Source organism: Nonomuraea sp. NPDC059023, assembly GCF_042740095.1.
In the GTDB taxonomy this organism is placed as follows: Bacteria; Actinomycetota; Actinomycetes; order Streptosporangiales; family Streptosporangiaceae; genus Nonomuraea.
Genome location: NZ_JBHYIO010000026.1, coordinates 16433 through 34085, shown reverse-complemented (window position 1 = coordinate 34085; position 17653 = coordinate 16433). Strand labels below are relative to the sequence as shown.

Below are 17653 nucleotides of genomic sequence, written 5' to 3'. Positions count from 1 at the left end.
CGTTCACTCGCCGTCCAGGTAGTCCAGCTGGGCTCGGACGGAGATCTCGGCGACCGGCCACAGCGAGCGGTCCACGTCCGCGTACACCACTTCGACGACCTCGCGGGGGGTCCTGGCACCGTTCTTCCTGGCCTGGCGGATCTGGTCGAGGCGTTCGCGGCGGTGCGTGAGATAGCCGTCCAGAGCCGCCAGCGGGTTCGCCAGGACGGGGCCGTGGCCGGGCAGGAGGGCGTCGGCCTCCAGGTCCTCGGCGGTCTTCCTGAGGCGGTCCAGGCTGTGGAGGTAGTCGGTCAGGCCGCCGTCCTGGGCGATGACGGTGGTGCCGCGGCCCAGGACGGTGTCGCCGGTCAGCATCGCGCGATCCACCGGCAGCCAGAAGCACAGGGAGTCGAAGGAGTGGCCGGGCGTGGCGTACACGTGGAGCTCCACGCCTCCGGCCCGGACCACGTCGCCGTCGGTCAGGCCCTCCGAGCCCAGGCGGTGCAGCGGGTCCAGGGCGTGGACGGGGGCGCCGACGAGTTCGGCGAAGCGCCTGGCGCCGCCGCTGTGGTCGTGGTGGCCGTGGGTGAGCAGAATGTGGCGGACCCGGCGTTCGCCCAGGTGGGCGACCACGCGGAGGAGGTGGGCCTCGTCCGACGGGCCGGGGTCGACGACGATCACCTCGTTGGTGCCGATGACCCACGTGTTGGTGCCGTCGAGCGTCATCATGCCCGGGTTGGGGGCGAGGAGGTTCTCGGCGTGAGCCGTACGGGATCCGTCGGGGGTGTCGATCGGGATGTAGAGACCGCTCATGACACCATCAACCGCATCTCTCCCTCGATTTCTACCGCTCGCGGGAGAATCGTAATGATTTTTCGCTGTACGGCCAGCGCATCCCCCACCGACGCGAAGCCGGCCAGCTCGTTGAGCGTGTGGTAGGTCGGGGGCATGAGGAAGATCTCGCCGTTGGCCGCCAGTTCGAGCGCCTCGGACGGGCGTTTCCAGGCGACCTGGTCGGCCTCGCCGCCCACGTCGCGGGTGCGCTGGCCGGGAGGCAGCACGGCGGCGAAGAAACGGGTGTCGAACCGGCGCTCCTCCATCTCGGGAGTGATCCAGTGCGCCCACGGCTTCAGCAGGTCGGAGCGGAGCACCAGGCCGCGCTTGGCCAGGAAGTCGGCGAAGGCCAGGCTCCTGTCGATCAGCGCCAGGCGGTCGGCTTCCCAGTCGGCGCCGGTGGTGTCGGCGACCACGGAATCGGTGCCGGGACCGGCCAGCAGTACCCCTGACTCCTCGAACGTCTCGCGGACCGCCGCGCAGACCAGTCCGCGGGCGGTGCGCTCGTCGGCGTTGAAGACCTCACCCCACTGCCGGGGGGACGGCCCCGCCCAGGCCACCGCGTGGTCGGTGTCACGCGGGTCGACGGAGCCGCCGGGGAAGACGTAGGCGCCCGCGGCGAAGGCCATGGTGGTCTTGCGGCGCAGCAGATACACCTCCAGCCCTTCCCTGAACGGCCCTTCCCTGAACGGCCCTTCCCCGAACGGTCCCTCCCTGAGGATCACCACGGTGGCGGCGTCCCGGGCGGGGACCGGTTCGATGCGTCCTGCGTTGATGTCGCGAGCGCGGCCGGCCAGATCCTTCGGCAGGGGGATACCAGTCACAATGACCTCCAACTAGAACATCACTCGGTCATGGTGACATATCCGGTCCGTCAGGAAACCTCGGCGATCAGCTCCACCTCGACCGACGCCCCCAGCGGGAGCGCGGCCACCCCCACGGCGCTGCGGGCGTGCACCCCGGCGTCGCCGAAGACGTCGCGCAGCAGCTCGCTGGCGCCGTTGCCGACGCTCGGCTGGCCGGTGAAGTCGGGGGCGCTGGCCACGAAGACCACGACCTTGACGATCCGCACGACCTTCGCCAGGTCACCGACCTGCGACTTCAGCGCGGCGATCGCGTTCAGCGCGCAGATGCGGGCGTGGCCGGCGGCCTCCTCGGCCGTGAGGTCGGCGCCGACCCTGCCGGAGCCGACCAGCTTGCCCTCCACCATGGGCACCTGGCCCGAGGTGTAGACGAGGTCGCCGGTGCGTACGGCGGGGATGTAGGCGGCCAGCGGAGGTACGACCTCGGGCAGCGTCAGCCCGAGATCGGCGATTTTCTCCTCGGGGGTCATGCCTTCTCCCGCTTGAAGTAGGCGACCAGGTTCTCGGCGTTGGGGCCCGGCACGATCTGGACCAGTTCCCAGCCGTCGGAGCCGAAGTTGTCCAGGATCATCTTGGTGTTGTGGATCAGCAGCGGGGCTGTGAGGTACTCCCATTTCTTCATGCGGCTCAGCGTAGTGTGACGGAGCTCAAAGGCCCCGCAGGAGGTTTCCGTAAGTGACCGCCAGGTAGCCTCGAATCGTGGACTCTCGGGACACCGATTGGGACGGCGTGCGACTGCACGTCGTCACCGGCAAGGGCGGCACCGGCAAGACGACGGTGGCCGCGGCGCTGGCACTCGCGCTGGCCGCGGGCGGGCGCAAGGTGCTGCTCGTGGAGGTGGAGGGCAGGCAGGGCATCGCGCAGATCTTCGACCTGCCACCTCTCCCCTACGAGGAGCGCAAGATCGCGGTGGCCCCCGACGGCGGTGACGTGTACGCGCTGGCCATCGACCCGGAAGAGGCCATGCTCGACTACATGGAGATGTTCTACGGCATGCGCCGCGCCGGCCGCGCGCTGACCCGGATGGGCATCGTCGACTTCGCCACCACGGTGGCGCCGGGCTTCCGTGACGTCCTGGTCACGGGCAAGACCACCGAGGCCGTGCGCCGGCGGGCCAAGAACGGCAGGCGCGTCTACGACGCCGTGGTGCTCGACGCGCCGCCGACCGGCCGGATCACCCGCTTCCTGAACGTCACCCAGGAGGTGGCAGGGCTGGCCAAGGTCGGGCCGATCAAGAACCACTCCGACCTGGTGAGCGGGGTGGTGAAGTCCCCCGAGACGGCTGTGCACTTTGTCACGCTTTTGGAGGAGATGCCGGTTCAGGAGACGCTGGACGGCCTCGCCGAATTGCGTTCTGCCGGCCTTCCGCCTGGCGGAATTTTCATCAATATGGTCCGTGAATCACTGCTTCCGCGGGCCATACTTGACTCGGCTGTCAAGGGCCGATTCGACGTGGGGGAACTCACACTGGGCCTCAAGGCGGCCGGTCTCGCCGACGGGGCCGACGCGGCGGCGGTGGCCGAATCCCTCGTGGGAGAGGTGGTGGAGCACGCCCGCCGTACCGCGATCGAGCGCGCCGAGCGGGCCTCTCTCGACCAGGCTGATCTGCCCCGATACGAGCTCCCCCTGCTGGCCGACGGTGTAGATCTGGCCGGCCTTTATGAGCTGGCCGCAAGCATCCGAAACCAGGGAGCCGCGTGAAGAAGCCCGCCCCCCTCGACGTCGACGCCATCCTCGACGACCGCGGGACCCGCATCATCGTCTGCTGCGGCGCCGGCGGTGTGGGCAAGACCACGACCGCCGCCGCGCTCGGCCTGCGGGCCGCGGAGCGGGGCCGGGGAGCGGTCGTGCTGACCGTGGACCCGGCCAGGCGGCTCGCGCAGTCGATGGGCCTCTCGGAGCTGGACAACACCCCCAGACTGGTGCACACCGCCGAGGAGGGCGGTGGCCAACTGTTCGCGATGATGCTCGACATGAAGCGGACCTTCGACGAGATCATCGAGGCCCACGCCGACCCCGAGCGGGCCAGGCAGATCCTGTCGAACCCCTTCTACCAGTCGCTGTCGTCCAGCTTCTCCGGCACGCAGGAGTACATGGCGATGGAGAAGCTCGGGCAGCTTCGCCGCTCGGACGAGTGGGACCTGATCATCGTCGACACCCCGCCCTCGCGCTCCGCGCTGGACTTCCTCGACGCCCCGGAACGGCTCGGCCGCTTCCTCGACGGGCGTTTCATCAAGCTGCTCACCGCGCCCGCCAAGGCCGGGGGCCGCAGCGCCTTCCGGCTGCTGAACGCCGGGTTCGGGCTCGTGGCCGGCGCGATGACCAAGCTGCTGGGCGCGCAGGTGCTCAAGGACCTGCAGACGTTCGTCTCCGCGCTGGACGCCGTCTTCGGCGGGTTCAGGCAGCGGGCGGAGATGACCTACCGGCTCCTGCAGGCGCCCGGCACCGCCTTCGTGGTGGTGGCCGCGCCCGAGCGCGACGCGATGCGGGAGGCCTCGTACTTCGTCGAACGGCTCGCGGAGGAACGCATGCCGCTGGCCGGGCTCGTGGTCAACCGGGTGCACTTCTCGCCCGCGTCTGGCATCTCGGCGGCGCGCAGCGCGGCCGCGGCGGAGGACCTGGAGTCCAAGGGCGAGCACGAGCTGACCGCCGCCGTGTTGCGGCTCCACACCGGGCGGATGCAGCTCGCGGCCCGTGAGCACCGGGAGCAGGAGCACTTCGTCTCCGCGCACCCCACGGTGCCTGTCGTCCAGGTCCGCGCCATGTCGGAGGACGTCCACGACCTGGCGGGTCTGCACCAGATCGGGGAACTCCTGGCTTCGGGAGCATGAAAGCACGGCCGACGCTCGCCGGCCGTGCTTTCCAGGCGGGGTTAGCCCGCTATCAGCTCGTTTGTCCGTTCGTACTCTTCTTTCGCAGACTCGAGCAGCTCCCGCCACGAGTCCACGTCTGGCCGTCGCCTCAGCAGCGCCCGCCGTTCCCGCTCCGTCATACCGCCCCACACCCCGAACTCGATGCGGTTGTCGAGCGCATCGGCGAGGCACTCGGTACGGACCGGGCATCCTCGGCAGATCAGCTTAGCCCTGTTCTGCGCGGCTCCCTGGACGAACAACGCGTCCGGATCCGCACCTCGACAGGCGGCACGGGAGGTCCAATCCGTGATCCACATTTCGACCCCACTCCCCTTAGGTGGTCAGTCGTCACTTGGGGCCGACGGGCGCGGGCGCCGAGCCTCCGTATTCAGTTGCCGCAGAGGAGAACGTATGCAACGAGACGTTCGGGCCGACAGACCCCAGAGGACCAATTTCTCGCCCGAGTGTTGACCGGGAATGACTAGTCACCCCTTCCAGTCAAGGCGAAATGGGGTTCGGTTACCGATAACGACACTCTTTCGACGTACTCTTGGTCCTGTGCAAGCTCAGGGCAAAGATCGTTCATCACCAGTCACGAACGTCATCCGGCTCATCGCCGCGGGGGCGGCCGCGGGTGTGCTGACGGCCGCCATCGCGCTGCCCGCAGTGGGCGGCGCCGGGGTGACGGCCAAGTCAGCCATGGAGGATCTCAACCTCAAGCCGGAGGAACTGGACGAACCTCCGCTGCCCGAGCGCACCGTGCTCAAGGACGCCAAGGGCAAGCAGATCGCCCAGTTCTTCTTCGAGAACCGGCAGTCGGTGACGCTCGACAAGGTCTCTCCGATCATGAAGACGGCGCTGATCTCCATCGAGGACTTCCGCTTCTACGAGCACGGGCCGATCGACATCGAGGGCACCATCCGTGCCCTCCTCAAGAACATGACGTCCGGCGGCGTGACCCAGGGCGGTTCCTCGATCACGCAGCAGTACGTGAAGCAGGTGCTGTTCAACGCCGCCGAGACCGACGCCGAGCGGGCCGCCGCCATCGCGCCCACGGTCTCGCGCAAGCTCAACGAGCTGCGCTACGCCTTGGCGATCGAGAAGAAGTACACCAAGGACGAGGTCCTGGAGAAGTACTTCAACATCGCCTACTTCGGTGCAGGAGCCTACGGCGTCCAGGCGGCCTCCAAGCGCTTTTTCGGCAAGTCGGCCGCCGAGCTCAACCTCTCCGAGGCGGCCACGCTGGCGGGAGCCGTACAGAATCCGAACAGGACCGACCCCAACGTCAGCAAGGAGTCGCGCGCGGCGCTCCTGGAGCGGCGCAACATCGTCCTGGACCGGATGGCGCAGCTCGGCAAGATCACTCCCGCCGAGCGCGACGCGGCCAAGGCCACCAAGCTCGGCTACAAGGACACGAAGTTCCCGGGTGGCTGTGAGACCAGCCCGTATCCGTACTTCTGCCTCTACGTGCAGTACGAGATCCTCAACAACGAGGACTTCGGCAAGACCCCCGAGGAACGCAAGAAGCTCCTGCAGCGCGGCGGGCTGACGATCAAGACCACGATCGACCCGCAGATGCAGAAGGCCGCCGAGAAGGCGATCAAGAACTGGGTCAGCACCAAGGACAAGCCGGTCGCCTCGCAGGCCATGATCGTCCCGGGCACGGGTGAGATCAAGGCGATGGCCGCCAGCCGTAAGTTCGGCAACAACAAGAAGAAGAACGAGATCAGCTACAACGTCGTGGCCGACGCCAAGCACGGCGGCGGCGGCGGGTTCCAGCAGGGGTCGACGGCGAAGCCGTACACGCTGGCCGCGGCCCTCGAAGAGGGCTACAAGTACGGCGACGGCTTCCCCTCTCCGGCCGGTTACAACGCGCCCAGCTACGGCGCCTTCCGCGACTGCAAGGGCAACCGCGTCGGCGAGCCGTCCCACCAGGTGCGCAACTCCAGCGAGGGCGGCGGCGGCTTCAAGACGCTGCAGTCCGGCACGTGGGGCTCGGTCAACACGTTCTTCATGAAGCTCGAAGAGCGCGTCGGCCTCTGCAAGACCGTCAAGATGGCCAAGAAGCTCGGGCTCAAGCGCGCCGACGGGCAGCCGCTGCGCGAGTTCGAGACCTTCACGCTCGGCATCAACGAGACCGACCCGGTCACCGTCGCCAGCACCTACGCCGTCTTCGCCTCGCGCGGCCAGTCCTGCAAGCCGCTGGCCATCACCGAGATCGTCGACCGCTACGGCAAGGCCAAGCGGTTCAAGCCCAAGTGCACGCGGGTCATGGACGAGGAGGTCGCCGACGCCGTCAGCGGCATCCTGTCCGGCGTGTTCACCAAGGGCACCATGAGCGGCGTCGGCGGCATCGGCAGGGACGCGGCAGGCAAGACGGGCACCACCGACGGCTACACGGCCGCCTGGTTCGCCGGTTACACCCCGAACCTCTCCTCCGCCGTCAGCATCGGCGACCCCCGCGGCGCGTTCGACAACCGCCTCATGGGCGTCACCATCGGCGGACGCGGCTACAGCTACGTCTACGGCGCCTCCATCTCCGGCCCCATCTGGAAGCAGTCGATGATGCAGGCGCTGAAGGGGATCGAGGCGGCGGAGTTCACGCCGGTGAACATGGAGCGCTTCGGCGGCTGCGGCGACATCTGCGCGCCCAAGCCGGTCAAGAAGGACAAGGACCGGGGCGGGGACGGCGAACCCGACGACCGGGGCGGCGATCCGTTCGACCTGTTCGACCCGGACGACGGCGACTTCGGGCCCATCACCCCGGGCAACTAGCCCTCCGAACCGTTGAGAGGCCTCTGGGAGGCCTCTCAACGCGTTTCAGGGGCCTTTCCGGTACGGCCTCGCCTCGCCTTTTCCGGGGCGCCTGGTCAAGGAGGCGACGTCACGGCGGCCCGCCCGTCAGACTGCCGGGCGTGGAAGCGCGGACCCGCGGGGCGGCGGCGGGTGGTGGGTGGCGGCGGCTTCGCCGTAACGGATGGCTCCGATCACACGACGTCGATCACCCGGACAGGCGCGCGCGCACGGCGGCGGCGACACGCCCGCCCTCGGCGCGGCCGGCGACCTTCGGGTTGAGCACCTTCATGACCGCGCCCATCGCCTTCGGGTCGGTCGCGCCGCTCTCCGCGATCGCGGCGTCGACCAGCGCGTTCAGCTCCTCGTCCGAGAGCTGCGCCGGTAGGTACTCCTCCAGCACCGCCTGCTCGTCCAGCTCCGCCTGGGCCTGCGCGGCGCGCCCTGCGTTGCCGAACGCCTCGGCCGCCTCGCGGCGCTTCTTGGCCTCCTTGGTCAGCACCTTGACGATCTCGTCGTCGCTGAGCTCCCTGGCCTGCTTGCCCGAAACCTCCTCGACGTTGACGGCCGACAGAACCATCCTGATCGTGCGGAGGCGGACCTCGTCCTTGGCCTTCATGGAGGCCGTCAGATCGGCCTTCAGCTTGTCCTTCAATGCGCTCATGCGGTCCATCTTGCCGCTTGAGCGGCACCTCTCGTGCCGGATGTCGGGCATCATAAGTACGTGAGGAAAGCCGCCGCCATACCACTGTCCCTGCTGGGTCTCGGCATCGCCGGGCTCGGGTACGCCTCGGTCGTCGAGCGCAACTGGTTCCGGCTGCGCCGATTCGACGTTCCGGTCCTGGCCCGGGGGCAGCGCCCGGTGCGCATCCTCCACCTGTCCGACCTGCACCTGACGCCCGGCCGCAAAAAGCTCATCAACTGGGTACGCTCGCTCGGCTCGCTCGAACCCGACCTGGTGGTCAACACCGGCGACTCGATCGCCCACCCGGACGCCGTCCCCTCGCTGCTCCACGCCCTGGAGCCGCTCATGTCCCGCCCCGGCCTGTTCGTGTACGGCTCCAACGACCTGTACGCGCCCGTGTTCAAAAACCCCGCCCGCTACCTGTGGCGCACCTCCCGCAACGAGCGCCGCCAGCACGTGCCGTCGCTCCCGTGGCGAGAACTGGGCGAAGGCATGGCCGCAGAAGGCTGGCTCGACATGAACAACACGACCGCCCGCCTGAAGGTCGCAGACCTGGACGTGGCCGTGGCCGGCATCCACGACTCCCACATCGACCGCGACCGCTACGACCTGGTAGCCGGCCCCGCCCCCGCCGACGCCGACCTGCGCCTGGGCGTCATGCACTCCCCCGAGCCGCGCAACATGACCCGCTTCGCCGCCGACGGCTACCAGCTCCTGCTCGCCGGCCACACCCACGGCGGCCAGCTCTGCATCCCCTTCTACGGCGCCCTGGTCACCAACTGCGGCATCGACCGGGCCCGCGTCAAGGGCCTGAGCACCCACGACTCCGCCTGGCTCCACGTCTCCGCCGGCCTGGGCACCTCCCCGTACGCCCCGGTCCGCTTCGCCTGCTTCCCGGAGGCGACCCTGCTCACCCTGGTACCGCGCCGCTGACGGATTATGCGGTCACAAGCACCCGCGAAGTCCGCTAGACTTTCCCAAGCACGCGCAAGACCGGCGTGCGACCGGGGTGTAGCGCAGCTTGGCAGCGCGCTTCGTTCGGGACGAAGAGGCCGTGGGTTCAAATCCCGCCACCCCGACCCAGCTAGAAGGCCGTTTCCTATATGGGAGACGGCCTTTTTGATCTCCCTACAGCTCGAAATACGGCTACCGCTCTTTGGAGCTCCTTCTTTCGGGAGTCGTTCTTTCTCACTGAGGAAGCTGCCAAGCTTCTTCAGTACTCTGGTCCCGTCGCCTCGGTACACGCCTCCATCGTGACCTTGATGTCGCAATGACGCAGGGTCCGCATCGCGATGTGGGGATGGACAGCAAGCGGGGTATCCCAGAGCCTCCATCAGACCCGGAGCGGTTCATCCGTCAAACCGGAGCGCGCCGACGCCGGGTTCGTGCTGATGTGATCGTCGGGATACGGTGCAAGAGCTCACTCCGCAAGACGCCAGGCACGTCCTGGACGCTGCGGTCCGAGAGCGCTCTGTGAACCTGGGGCGGATTCTGCTGGTCAACCCTCCGCTACAAGCAATGCCGGGTAGTTAGGGCAGTTGAGTGGTCAATTCGGGTTGGATGAGGCTCTCGATCGTGATATTTGCCCGGTGGTTGGTTAGGTCGGCTTGGCCTTTCGTCCGGTGTTCGAGATCGCGCGATTGACGATCCGGGCAGGTGCGGTCTCAGCTGGGTGGCAGGGGTCGGCCAGTACGGCTCGGCTGATCGTGCCGATGAGGTCGATCGTGCTGTCGGCTGCGATGCCGGCTGCGTGAATGGGCTGGTTGCGGGGATATGCAGAGCGATGGTGAAGCGGGCCCGGTCGGCTCCGGCGGTTGGAGTGGTGATGGTGGCGGCGGTCATTGCCAGCCGTAATGCCTGGTAGCTGGCCAGCAGGGGTGTAGATCTTCTGGTCGACGCCTTGTGGGGGTACGGGCGCAGCGGCGATACCGGTGGCCAAGTCCCGTACCCGCGAAGTTGCGGTCGCCGAGCAGCGCCATGCCCGGGCGCAGGCAGCAGAACAGGCCGGGGCGCGTGGCTGGTCTCACTGGACTTGAACGGCCCGAACGCCACCGCGGGCAGGGCGCGGTTGTCGCAGACCACCATCGGCGGCAAACCGCACCAGCGGGTAGCCCGACCCGCCCTGTGACCCCGCAGGCAGGGAACCGCTCGGACCATATGCCTGGGCCCAACTACGGCAACCGCCATCGTTGTGTAGATATCTGGAGTACGGAATCTCACATCTTGGAGGTCTGAATGGCGGCGCGGAGTTCGTCAGCCGCGAGACGAATCTGATCCGTGCTGGGGAGGTGGACCACACCGAACTGAGACGCCCGCTCTAATTGAATCTTGTGGAACTGGAATGAGGGCTTCGCGCCGGAAAGGATCTCGCTCGTCGGCCGCTTCCTTCCCCTGCCGTCCTTGTGGAACTTGGCGTTCTTCACCAAGAGGCTGCATGCCGTACGGCCGCACCAGAAATCCACCCGGAATAGCGCGTCAGCCAGCGGGTGCATCCGCACATCAAGCCCTGCTTCACGCAGGTGAGCGACCACATAAATCTCCCGGATGAAGGAGTAGTAGGCGTTCCCAACGCGCCATTGCATCGCGTCCCTGGCCACCGCCCGGCTGGGACCAGACGGCCTTGCGGCGACGCGGGCAACCATCTGTTGTGCTGGATGCCACAGCATCGTCCTGCCTTGGGAATCCTCGCCGATGAAGTCGCGAAACTGCTGCCATGTCGGCAACGCACCCATGGACTCCACCACGTAGTGGAAGGTATGGGTGAAGGCGAAGTCGGGGTGCCAGTCGACAATCTCACTGACGTTCTCGGCTGTCGCGCGCCTGACCTCACCAAGGGCGTGCTCGGTGGTGGCGCAGACCCGCTCGACATCCTTGGGAGCCAGCCGGTAGATCGCTGAGGCCTGGTGAGCTAGCACGTGTGGCCTGACCGCTTGCTTTGTTGCGTCATCAAGCCAGCGCTGGAACGCGATCTCCGCGTGGCTCGTAACATTGAACAGAGCGAGAACGTCCTGGGCGGTGGTCCGAAAGATCATAAGCGCCATCCATGGAGGGTGTTGGCCTGCGGAAACGTCGCACGATCTAGTCAACACGCTAACGAGCAGGACTGACAGTTTCAGGATCAAGACCCCGTTAAGCCGATTTCTGCCACTACTTGCCGAATCCTGCCGCGACATCGTAGTCTCGTCGAACGATCTTGGCGGGCGCCGACCCCCAAGGCCCGAGAGAGCGAGGATCACTTGACGGATGTCGTCTGGACCAACGCCAAGCTGGGCACCCGCATCCGTGTTGCCCTGTGGCTGTACCACGAGATCGGTGAGGGAGAGCGCTTCCGGAAGCAGCAGTTGAGGAACGCTATTCCCGACATCGAGCAGGTTGACCGGCGCATGAGGGATCTTCGGCCAGCCGGCTGGATCATCAGGACCTACCGCGACTTGGCCAACCTGAGTCCGGATGAACTTCTTCTGGAGAAGATCGGCGCTCACATCTGGGAGCCTGGCCAACGCTCGGCTGGGCTGCGCGCGATCAGTGGAAAGGTCCGGAGGGAAGTCATGGATCGAGACGGCCACCGCTGCGTGCGCTGTGGCATCGGCGCGGGTGAGGAGTACCCGGACGATCCTGGCAGCCACGCGAGGCTCACGATGGGCCATGTCACCCCGCACAAGTACGGCTCCACGGCGCAGCCAGAAGACCTCGTCACCGAGTGCGCGCGATGTAACGAGACCGCCAAGCATCTGACCGGCGTCCAGTTCTCCTCCGAGCAGGTCTGGGACCGGATCCAGGAACTCCCGCGGAAGGAAAAGGTGAAGCTCCTTAGCTGGATGGCAGCGGACAGACGGGCCGTGTCGGACACAGAGAAGATCTGGTCGCACTATCGCCAGCTCCCCGCAGCGCGCAGGGGCACCGTCAAGGCCCGGCTCGGCACCGTGCTGGGGGAGGAGAGCCAGTGACCACCGTTGACTCCGAGCTTGAAGCGGTCTTCGCTCACCTCATTGCGCTTGACGGCGACGGCATCCGAATCGGCAAGGCGATCCGGAGGAGCTTCGACATGCTGCTGGATGGCCAGCACACGGGCAGATTCTGCTGGGATCAGCTTTACAAGACCGAGAAGACGCACTGCGGCACCCTGATCGAGATCAACCTCCAGCGGGAGTTCGGCTTCGCGGACGGCGAGATTCTCGACTACTCCATCGAGTCCGCGGAGGTCGACTGCAAGTACTCCCAGAAGCTGGCCAACTGGATGATTCCCCCGGAGGCGGTGGGCCGACTCCTACTCGGCCTCTGGGCGAGCGACAAGGACGGAGAATGGAGTGCCGGCCTGGTCAGGGCCAGCGAGGAGAACCTGAATCCAGGTGTGAACAGGGATGCAAAGCGAACCCTAAGCCGCTATGGCCGAGCAAACATCCGATGGCTTTTCAAGAACGCCCCGCTACAAGACAATGTCCTGCTCCGTCTACCCGACGAGGACATAGACGCGATCTTCCGCTCCACGAGCGGCCAGAAGCGGGTCAACGAGCTCTTCCGCCGAGCACAGCAGCGCCCCATCAGCCGTAGCGTCGTGGCCACGGTGGCCATGCAAGAGGACTACATGAAGCGCATCCGGAAGAACGGCGGAGCTCGCAGTGCCCTCCGTCCCGAAGGGATCGTCATCTTCGGCCAATATCGGAACCACGTGGAGGCGGCGAGAGCTCTCGCCATGCCTCATCTTGGTCCCGGCGAATCAATGAGCGTGCGGCTCGTGCGGCGACGCCCGCATCACACGAGAGCTCCGTCGATCGAACTGGATGGGACACACTGGGTCGTAGCCAAACCTGCCGATACACCGGAAATTGCGCCTTTACTCCCCGACATCGGGCCACTTTCTAGGTAATCGAAGCCCAAATCCGATGCAGTCATTCGGTCCCCGGCGGGAGATAGTTCACACGCTCCGCACCATGGCTCTCATCGCCCCGCTCAAGCTCTCGTCCGGCACCTGCCATGCGCCAGACAACGAGTTCACCGTCATCGACTTCGAGACAACCGGGCTCAAGCCAGGGCGGGTCATCGAGGTCGGCGCTGACCGGATGCGTGCCGACGGAACAGTGCTGAGAGAGCTCTCGACTTAGAAGTCCTAACAGAAAGATCAGCGGACGAGCCGTCGCCAGCAGATGATCGCAGCGGCACGTGTCATGAACGCTTCGTGGATGTCGTCGCGCCCGCAAGCCCGAAACCTATGGTATCGAGCACCGTCTCCGACACTGAGTGCATTTCCCACTTCTGACGTTGGGATTCGGCACGCCGTTTCGTCATTGGTTTGCGGCCAAGCGCCGACGCTCGACCAGAACCTACAGCGGTTGAAGTATGAGGTGACACGGCGTGGTTGCGTGCTCACGTCGACGTTCGGGAGCATCCCGGTGAGATGCATTATCCGGATAGTGGTGGTCTGAGCCCGGCGGCGCGAGCCAAGCGTGAACAGGTGCGCTTGGAGGCGGCCGGGCTCTTCTCCGCGGGTATGTCTCCGCCTGAGGTGGGCGGGAAGCTGCGGATCTCTCGTAAGCCGGCCTATCTGTGACAGAAGATCTGGCGGACGCTCGGGGCCGAGGGGTTGGCGTCGAAGGGACCGGGTGGGCAGCACTACCGGCTGAACGCTGCCCAGGTGCAGCGGTTGGAGGCGGCCTTGGACACCGGTCCGGCCGTGTGGGGCTGGAGTGAAGATCAGCGGTGGACGCTGGCGCGCGTCGCGATCCTGGTCGGCCGCTTCTTCCACACCTCCTACACCCCGCGCGGGATCTCGTACCTGCTGCATCGCCTCGGCTGGAGCCCGCAGGTTCCCCAGCGGCGCGCCGCCGAACGCGATGAGGCCGCGATCGCCACCTGGGTGAAGGGCACCTGGCCTCAGGTGGAACAACAGCGCGGGACCAGGGTGCGTGGATCTGCTTCGCCGACGAAGCAGGACAATCCTTGAGGCCGCCCAAGGCCCGTACCTGGTCCGCTGCGGACACACCCCCACCGTCACCGTCACGAGCGAGGGCTCCGGCCGTATCAACCTGACCGGGCTGCTCTGCTTCAAGCCGGGGCAGCGGACCCGGCTGATCTTCCGGATGATGGTCTACCGGCGCCGCAAGAACGAGCGCAAAGGGTTCAACGAGACAGACTTCGCCCGCCTGCTGGACGCCGCTCACCAGCAGCTCGGCGGCCCGATCGTGCTGATCTGGGACAACGTCAACACCCACATCGATGCCCTGATGCGCGGCCTGATCCAGGCGCGTCCGTGGCTGACGGTGTTCCAGTTGCCGACCTATGCGCCGGAACTCAATCCGGTGGAGAGCGTGTGGTCACACCTCAAGCGTGGCTTGGGCAATCTGGCTCCCTGCACGCTCGACGACCTGGCCGCGATCATCCGCAGCCGGCTCAAGCAGATGCAATACCGCCCCGACCTCTTGAGTGCCTTCCTGGCTCACACTGGCCTGATCACGGACCCGAGATCGACATGACACCCCAGACTTCAACCGCTGTAGATGATGGCACTGGGCTACACGCTGGCTCTCGTGCTTATGGTCACCTTCTCCAGTGCGCCCGCCATCGTCACACTGTTCATACTGGCGAACTGGGTGGAGGTACGGCGCATGCGTACGTCTCGAGGAAGCGGACGTTCCGATAGGATCGCCTACCAGCGCATCCCGGTCTAAACGCAACGTCAGACGCGGCGAGACCTGGATTCTTTGCCTTCGGCGGGCAGTCAGTGGGCACTCCAGGATTCGGAAGTGTCAGTTGTCCGCGCTAGTCTCGCTCGCATGTTCGGTACCAGGACTCACCGCTGTCACCACTGCCGCAATGGCCGCGGTCAAGTCTTCGTGTTCCCACAGCCGGACCACCCGCCAGCCGGCGGTCTCCAGCGCCGAGTTGACACGTTCATCGCGCTCCATGTTCCTGCGAAGCTTCGGCGTCCAGTACCACTCGTTGGTGGTCGGCAGACGACCGTGCTCAGGACAGACATGCCAGAAGCAGCCGTCTACGAAGACGGCGATGCGCTTAGCCGTGAAGACGATGTCCGGACGGACCTTCAGTTCACCAAGGTCGAGACGGAAGTCCTTCCGGTAGCGGAAGCCCATCCGGTGCAGCGCGCTCCGGAGTGCCACCTCCGGCTTGGTGCCCGAGCGCCGATTGGCCTGCATGTTGCGCGATCGGCCCTCGTTCAGCGGTGCCGGGTAGAGCCCGCGCTCGTGGGCCTGCGTCCTAGCTTGAACCTTCTTGCTCTTTCCCACATTCGTCCTATTGGGAGTACGGCTAGCGGTCTCCTCCGCGAAGATACAGCTGCTCACCTGTCTCTTGCCGCATCCGGACTACGAAAGGGGTCCTTGTGACCGAGAAGCACCCTCGCGTTGTCGATGGCGACACAGAGGCTAGCGGGCGCGAATCACCGGTACCGACGGCGGACCAGGAAGATGTGCTCAGAGTCGTCGAGATCTGTGCAGGCGCCGGCGGGCAGTCACTTGGGCTGGAACGGGCGGGTTTCCGCCACTGGCTTGCTGTCGAACTCGACGAACGAGCCGCAGAGACGTTGCGCCATAACCTCGTCAAGGTGCTCGGTTACGACGAGAAGGAAGCGCACGAGACCGTCAGAGTAGGTGATGTTGCCGACCCCGAGGTCTGGGACCCGGACGAGGTCAAAGGCGTTGATCTCCTGGCCGGCGGTGTGCCGTGCCCTCCGTTCAGCATCGCTGGCAAGCAGTTGGGTGCCACAGATGAGCGGGACCTTTTCGCATGGGCTGTCGAGCTGTGCGGCCGAATCAAACCGAAAGCGCTCCTGCTGGAAAACGTCAAAGGCCTGAGCGGAAGCCGGTTCACCGCCTACCGGCAACGTGTCCTCGATCGTCTGAAGGAACACGGCTACATAGCCGAGTGGCAGCTACTGGAAGCCGACAAGTATGGCGTTTCCCAGCTGCGGCCGCGATTCGTGCTGATCGCACTGCAGGCCGAGTACGCGGAGTACTTCGAGTGGCCTCAGTCGAGCGCAGAACGTCCACCTACGGTCGGCCAGCTGCTCAGGGACCTGATGGCCCGCGGCGATTGGTCCGAAGAGCAGCTGGAGGAGTGGGTCCAGCAAGCTGACAAGATTGCCCCGACCATCGTGGGTGGCTCGAAAAAGCACGGTGGGGCCGACCTTGGACCAACCCGGGCGAAGGCCGCGTGGGAAGCGATGGGGGTTGATGCCAAGGGCGTGGCCGATGGCCCTCCCGGACCAAACAATCCACGTGTGAAGGGCGTCGTGAACCCGATGTTGACTGTGGAGATGGTCGCGCGCATCCAGGGTTGGTATGGCGAAGAATTCGAGGAGTGGGAGTTCCTCGGTGGGAAGACGTCTAGGTACCGGCAAATCGGCAATGCCTTCCCTCCCCCCGTCGCTAAGGCAATCGGCATGGCGATCAGGAAAGCCCTGCAGAAGACCGGCAAGCGCCGGACTCTGGTTGAGAACACCGATATTGTGCTAGACCCGGTCTACAAGGTCTTGCTTCGCAGTGCCCGGCCGTTGACGGCGGAACAGATCGTTGAGCGGCTAGCCCAGGAGGGTGCGCCGATGGAGCAGCCGGAAGTCGAGCGTCGCCTGAACCATCTCGGTCACGACTTCGAGCTGCTTACGACTGAGCGATCCAACGGTGATCTCACATACAGTCTGGGCGAGTTCAAGGCGTTCCTCGGACAGGAAGACCACCAGCGAAACGACCTGTTCAGCAGGAACAGATCCAAGATCAGCTGAAAGCGCGCAGAGGTGACAGCGGATTGACTCGCGTGCAGTGATGCTCTAGCTGACAGCACCCTGACTTTCCGGCCAGCTATTTATGGCACGACTGGTGACAAATAACCACGCTTGTCTCCTTTAACCCTGAAAGTGTGCGGTCCGGAGAATTGAAAACAATTTCATAACGCCACATCCCTCTCTGGTAACCGCGACCACCGCTGCTGTTAAATACCAGCAGGCAGGGTAAGACGTTGCGGGCGCACAACCCTCTGTCCTGACGCGAAGGGGGATGTGGTGGTGGTTCGAACACCCCCTGAGGAGGGCAAGCGACCCATCTTCCTACACTCGGTCAACGGTCAGTCCCGGGCTATCCCTGATTGGTTCACGGCATGGATCCGCCTGGGCATCGCCACGGCCAAGGGAACGCTCGATACCGCCTCGCAGCAAACTGTCATTGCTGTCTCAGCGCCCACGCGTCTCATAGGCGCGTCGGCCATCGCGGTCGGATACGTCTGCCAGCGCTACACCCAGCGCAGTCGCGAACCCCGTACCGCCTGGTCCCTGCCACTTGGAGATGTCACCCCTGGCACGAGGCTCTGGGTAAGGACTCCGAAGCGCGTTGTCGTTGGTGACTACCTCACAGGCCTTCCGGACCGTCTCTACTTGAACACCCCCAGGACGGGAGCGTTCCAAACACGGCTGGTACGGGAGGTCAGAACACCTCCCCCTGGCATATCGGCAATCGGCACGGCGACCTATTCCGATGCGGAGACCACCTTCGTGAAATCCTTGTTGCCCGGAGGAGATCCAGAGGAGTTTCTCTCGTCCTGGGATTGGGGCCTCATCCTTGTTGGCTCGCCTGAGAGAATCTATAGCGACCTGGCTGAGGACGTCTCCGCGCCAAGTGGTCTCCAGTTCGGGCCACTAAGCA

General features: G+C 65.7%; 18 protein-coding genes and 1 tRNA gene. 11 read left to right on the top strand and 8 right to left on the bottom strand.

The features are described from left to right. Positions 1 to 3: 3 nt before the first annotated feature. The 4 genes from ACFWYW_RS36430 to ACFWYW_RS36415 are packed head-to-tail and all read right to left on the bottom strand — an operon-like array spanning position 4 to position 2298. Entirely contained in the window at positions 4 to 792 is a 789-nt protein-coding gene (locus tag ACFWYW_RS36430; protein ID WP_379611310.1) for an MBL fold metallo-hydrolase, read from the bottom strand. Beyond that, a complete protein-coding gene (locus ACFWYW_RS36425) occupies positions 789 to 1628 on the bottom strand; it encodes an NUDIX hydrolase (protein ID WP_379611437.1) in 840 nt (279 codons plus the stop codon). The genes ACFWYW_RS36430 and ACFWYW_RS36425 overlap by 4 nt, the downstream gene beginning before the upstream one ends. A 59-nt stretch (positions 1629 to 1687) precedes the next feature. Beyond that, positions 1688 to 2146 carry a RidA family protein gene (locus ACFWYW_RS36420; protein WP_379611309.1) on the bottom strand — a complete coding sequence of 153 codons (459 nt, stop codon included), beginning with the start codon at positions 2144 to 2146 and terminating at the stop codon, positions 1688 to 1690. Continuing rightward, positions 2143 to 2298, bottom strand: coding sequence for a DUF4177 domain-containing protein (locus ACFWYW_RS36415; protein ID WP_181019660.1), 156 nt, complete (start codon positions 2296 to 2298; stop codon positions 2143 to 2145). The genes ACFWYW_RS36420 and ACFWYW_RS36415 overlap by 4 nt, the downstream gene beginning before the upstream one ends. A 77-nt stretch (positions 2299 to 2375) precedes the next feature. Here ACFWYW_RS36415 and ACFWYW_RS36410 point away from each other — a divergent pair, with 77 nt between their 5' ends. Continuing rightward, on the top strand, positions 2376 to 3377 hold the full coding sequence (locus ACFWYW_RS36410; RefSeq protein WP_379611307.1) for an ArsA-related P-loop ATPase: 1002 nt from the start codon (positions 2376 to 2378) through the stop codon (positions 3375 to 3377). Next, positions 3374 to 4507, top strand: a complete 1134-nt coding sequence (locus ACFWYW_RS36405) for an ArsA family ATPase (protein ID WP_379611306.1) — start codon at positions 3374 to 3376, stop codon at positions 4505 to 4507. Before ACFWYW_RS36410 ends, ACFWYW_RS36405 begins: the two co-directional genes overlap by 4 nt. 41 nt (positions 4508 to 4548) lie before the next feature. On the opposite strand, the gene ACFWYW_RS36400 is transcribed toward ACFWYW_RS36405, so the two are convergent. Next, positions 4549 to 4845, bottom strand: coding sequence for a WhiB family transcriptional regulator (locus ACFWYW_RS36400; RefSeq protein WP_148036282.1), 297 nt, complete (start codon positions 4843 to 4845; stop codon positions 4549 to 4551). 241 nt (positions 4846 to 5086) lie between these two features. Here ACFWYW_RS36400 and ACFWYW_RS36395 point away from each other — a divergent pair, with 241 nt between their 5' ends. Further along, positions 5087 to 7303, top strand: coding sequence for a transglycosylase domain-containing protein (locus ACFWYW_RS36395; RefSeq protein WP_379611305.1), 2217 nt, complete (start codon positions 5087 to 5089; stop codon positions 7301 to 7303). Positions 7304 to 7529: 226 nt separating this feature from the next. Here ACFWYW_RS36395 and ACFWYW_RS36390 read toward each other — a convergent pair whose 3' ends face one another. Next, entirely contained in the window at positions 7530 to 7985 is a 456-nt protein-coding gene (locus ACFWYW_RS36390; RefSeq protein WP_379611304.1) for a GatB/YqeY domain-containing protein, read from the bottom strand. Between the two features lie 60 nt (positions 7986 to 8045). Here ACFWYW_RS36390 and ACFWYW_RS36385 point away from each other — a divergent pair, with 60 nt between their 5' ends. Continuing rightward, positions 8046 to 8939 (top strand): metallophosphoesterase, encoded by an 894-nt coding sequence (locus tag ACFWYW_RS36385; RefSeq protein ID WP_379611303.1) that lies wholly within the window; start codon positions 8046 to 8048, stop codon positions 8937 to 8939. 72 nt (positions 8940 to 9011) lie between these two features. After that, a tRNA-Pro gene (locus ACFWYW_RS36380) sits at positions 9012 to 9085 on the top strand. A 1137-nt stretch (positions 9086 to 10222) separates the two neighbouring features. On the opposite strand, the gene ACFWYW_RS36375 is transcribed toward ACFWYW_RS36380, so the two are convergent. Next, positions 10223 to 11047, bottom strand: a complete 825-nt coding sequence (locus tag ACFWYW_RS36375) for a hypothetical protein (protein ID WP_379611302.1) — start codon at positions 11045 to 11047, stop codon at positions 10223 to 10225. Positions 11048 to 11242: 195 nt separating this feature from the next. On the opposite strand from ACFWYW_RS36375, the gene ACFWYW_RS36370 reads away from it, so the two are divergent. The 5 genes from ACFWYW_RS36370 (at position 11243) to ACFWYW_RS36350 (ending at position 14476) form a co-directional block, all read left to right on the top strand. After that, positions 11243 to 11953, top strand: coding sequence for an HNH endonuclease (locus ACFWYW_RS36370; protein WP_379611301.1), 711 nt, complete (start codon positions 11243 to 11245; stop codon positions 11951 to 11953). Continuing rightward, positions 11950 to 12873, top strand: coding sequence for a NaeI family type II restriction endonuclease (locus tag ACFWYW_RS36365; protein ID WP_379611300.1), 924 nt, complete (start codon positions 11950 to 11952; stop codon positions 12871 to 12873). Before ACFWYW_RS36370 ends, ACFWYW_RS36365 begins: the two co-directional genes overlap by 4 nt. A 64-nt stretch (positions 12874 to 12937) precedes the next feature. Further along, positions 12938 to 13108 carry a hypothetical protein gene (locus ACFWYW_RS36360; protein WP_379611299.1) on the top strand — a complete coding sequence of 57 codons (171 nt, stop codon included), beginning with the start codon at positions 12938 to 12940 and terminating at the stop codon, positions 13106 to 13108. A gap of 551 nt (positions 13109 to 13659) precedes the next feature. Further along, a complete protein-coding gene (locus tag ACFWYW_RS36355; RefSeq protein WP_379611298.1) occupies positions 13660 to 13947 on the top strand; it encodes a winged helix-turn-helix domain-containing protein in 288 nt (95 codons plus the stop codon). After that, complete coding sequence (locus ACFWYW_RS36350; protein WP_379611297.1) at positions 13910 to 14476, top strand: transposase; 567 nt, start codon at positions 13910 to 13912, stop codon at positions 14474 to 14476. Before ACFWYW_RS36355 ends, ACFWYW_RS36350 begins: the two co-directional genes overlap by 38 nt. A gap of 273 nt (positions 14477 to 14749) precedes the next feature. Here the strand turns inward: ACFWYW_RS36350 and ACFWYW_RS36345 are convergent, their stop codons facing one another. Beyond that, positions 14750 to 15247, bottom strand: a complete 498-nt coding sequence (locus ACFWYW_RS36345; RefSeq protein ID WP_379611296.1) for a very short patch repair endonuclease — start codon at positions 15245 to 15247, stop codon at positions 14750 to 14752. A 95-nt stretch (positions 15248 to 15342) separates the two neighbouring features. Between ACFWYW_RS36345 and ACFWYW_RS36340 the strand changes: the two genes are divergently transcribed. Beyond that, complete coding sequence (locus tag ACFWYW_RS36340; RefSeq protein WP_379611295.1) at positions 15343 to 16740, top strand: DNA cytosine methyltransferase; 1398 nt, start codon at positions 15343 to 15345, stop codon at positions 16738 to 16740. The last annotated feature ends 913 nt before the right edge of the window (positions 16741 to 17653 follow it).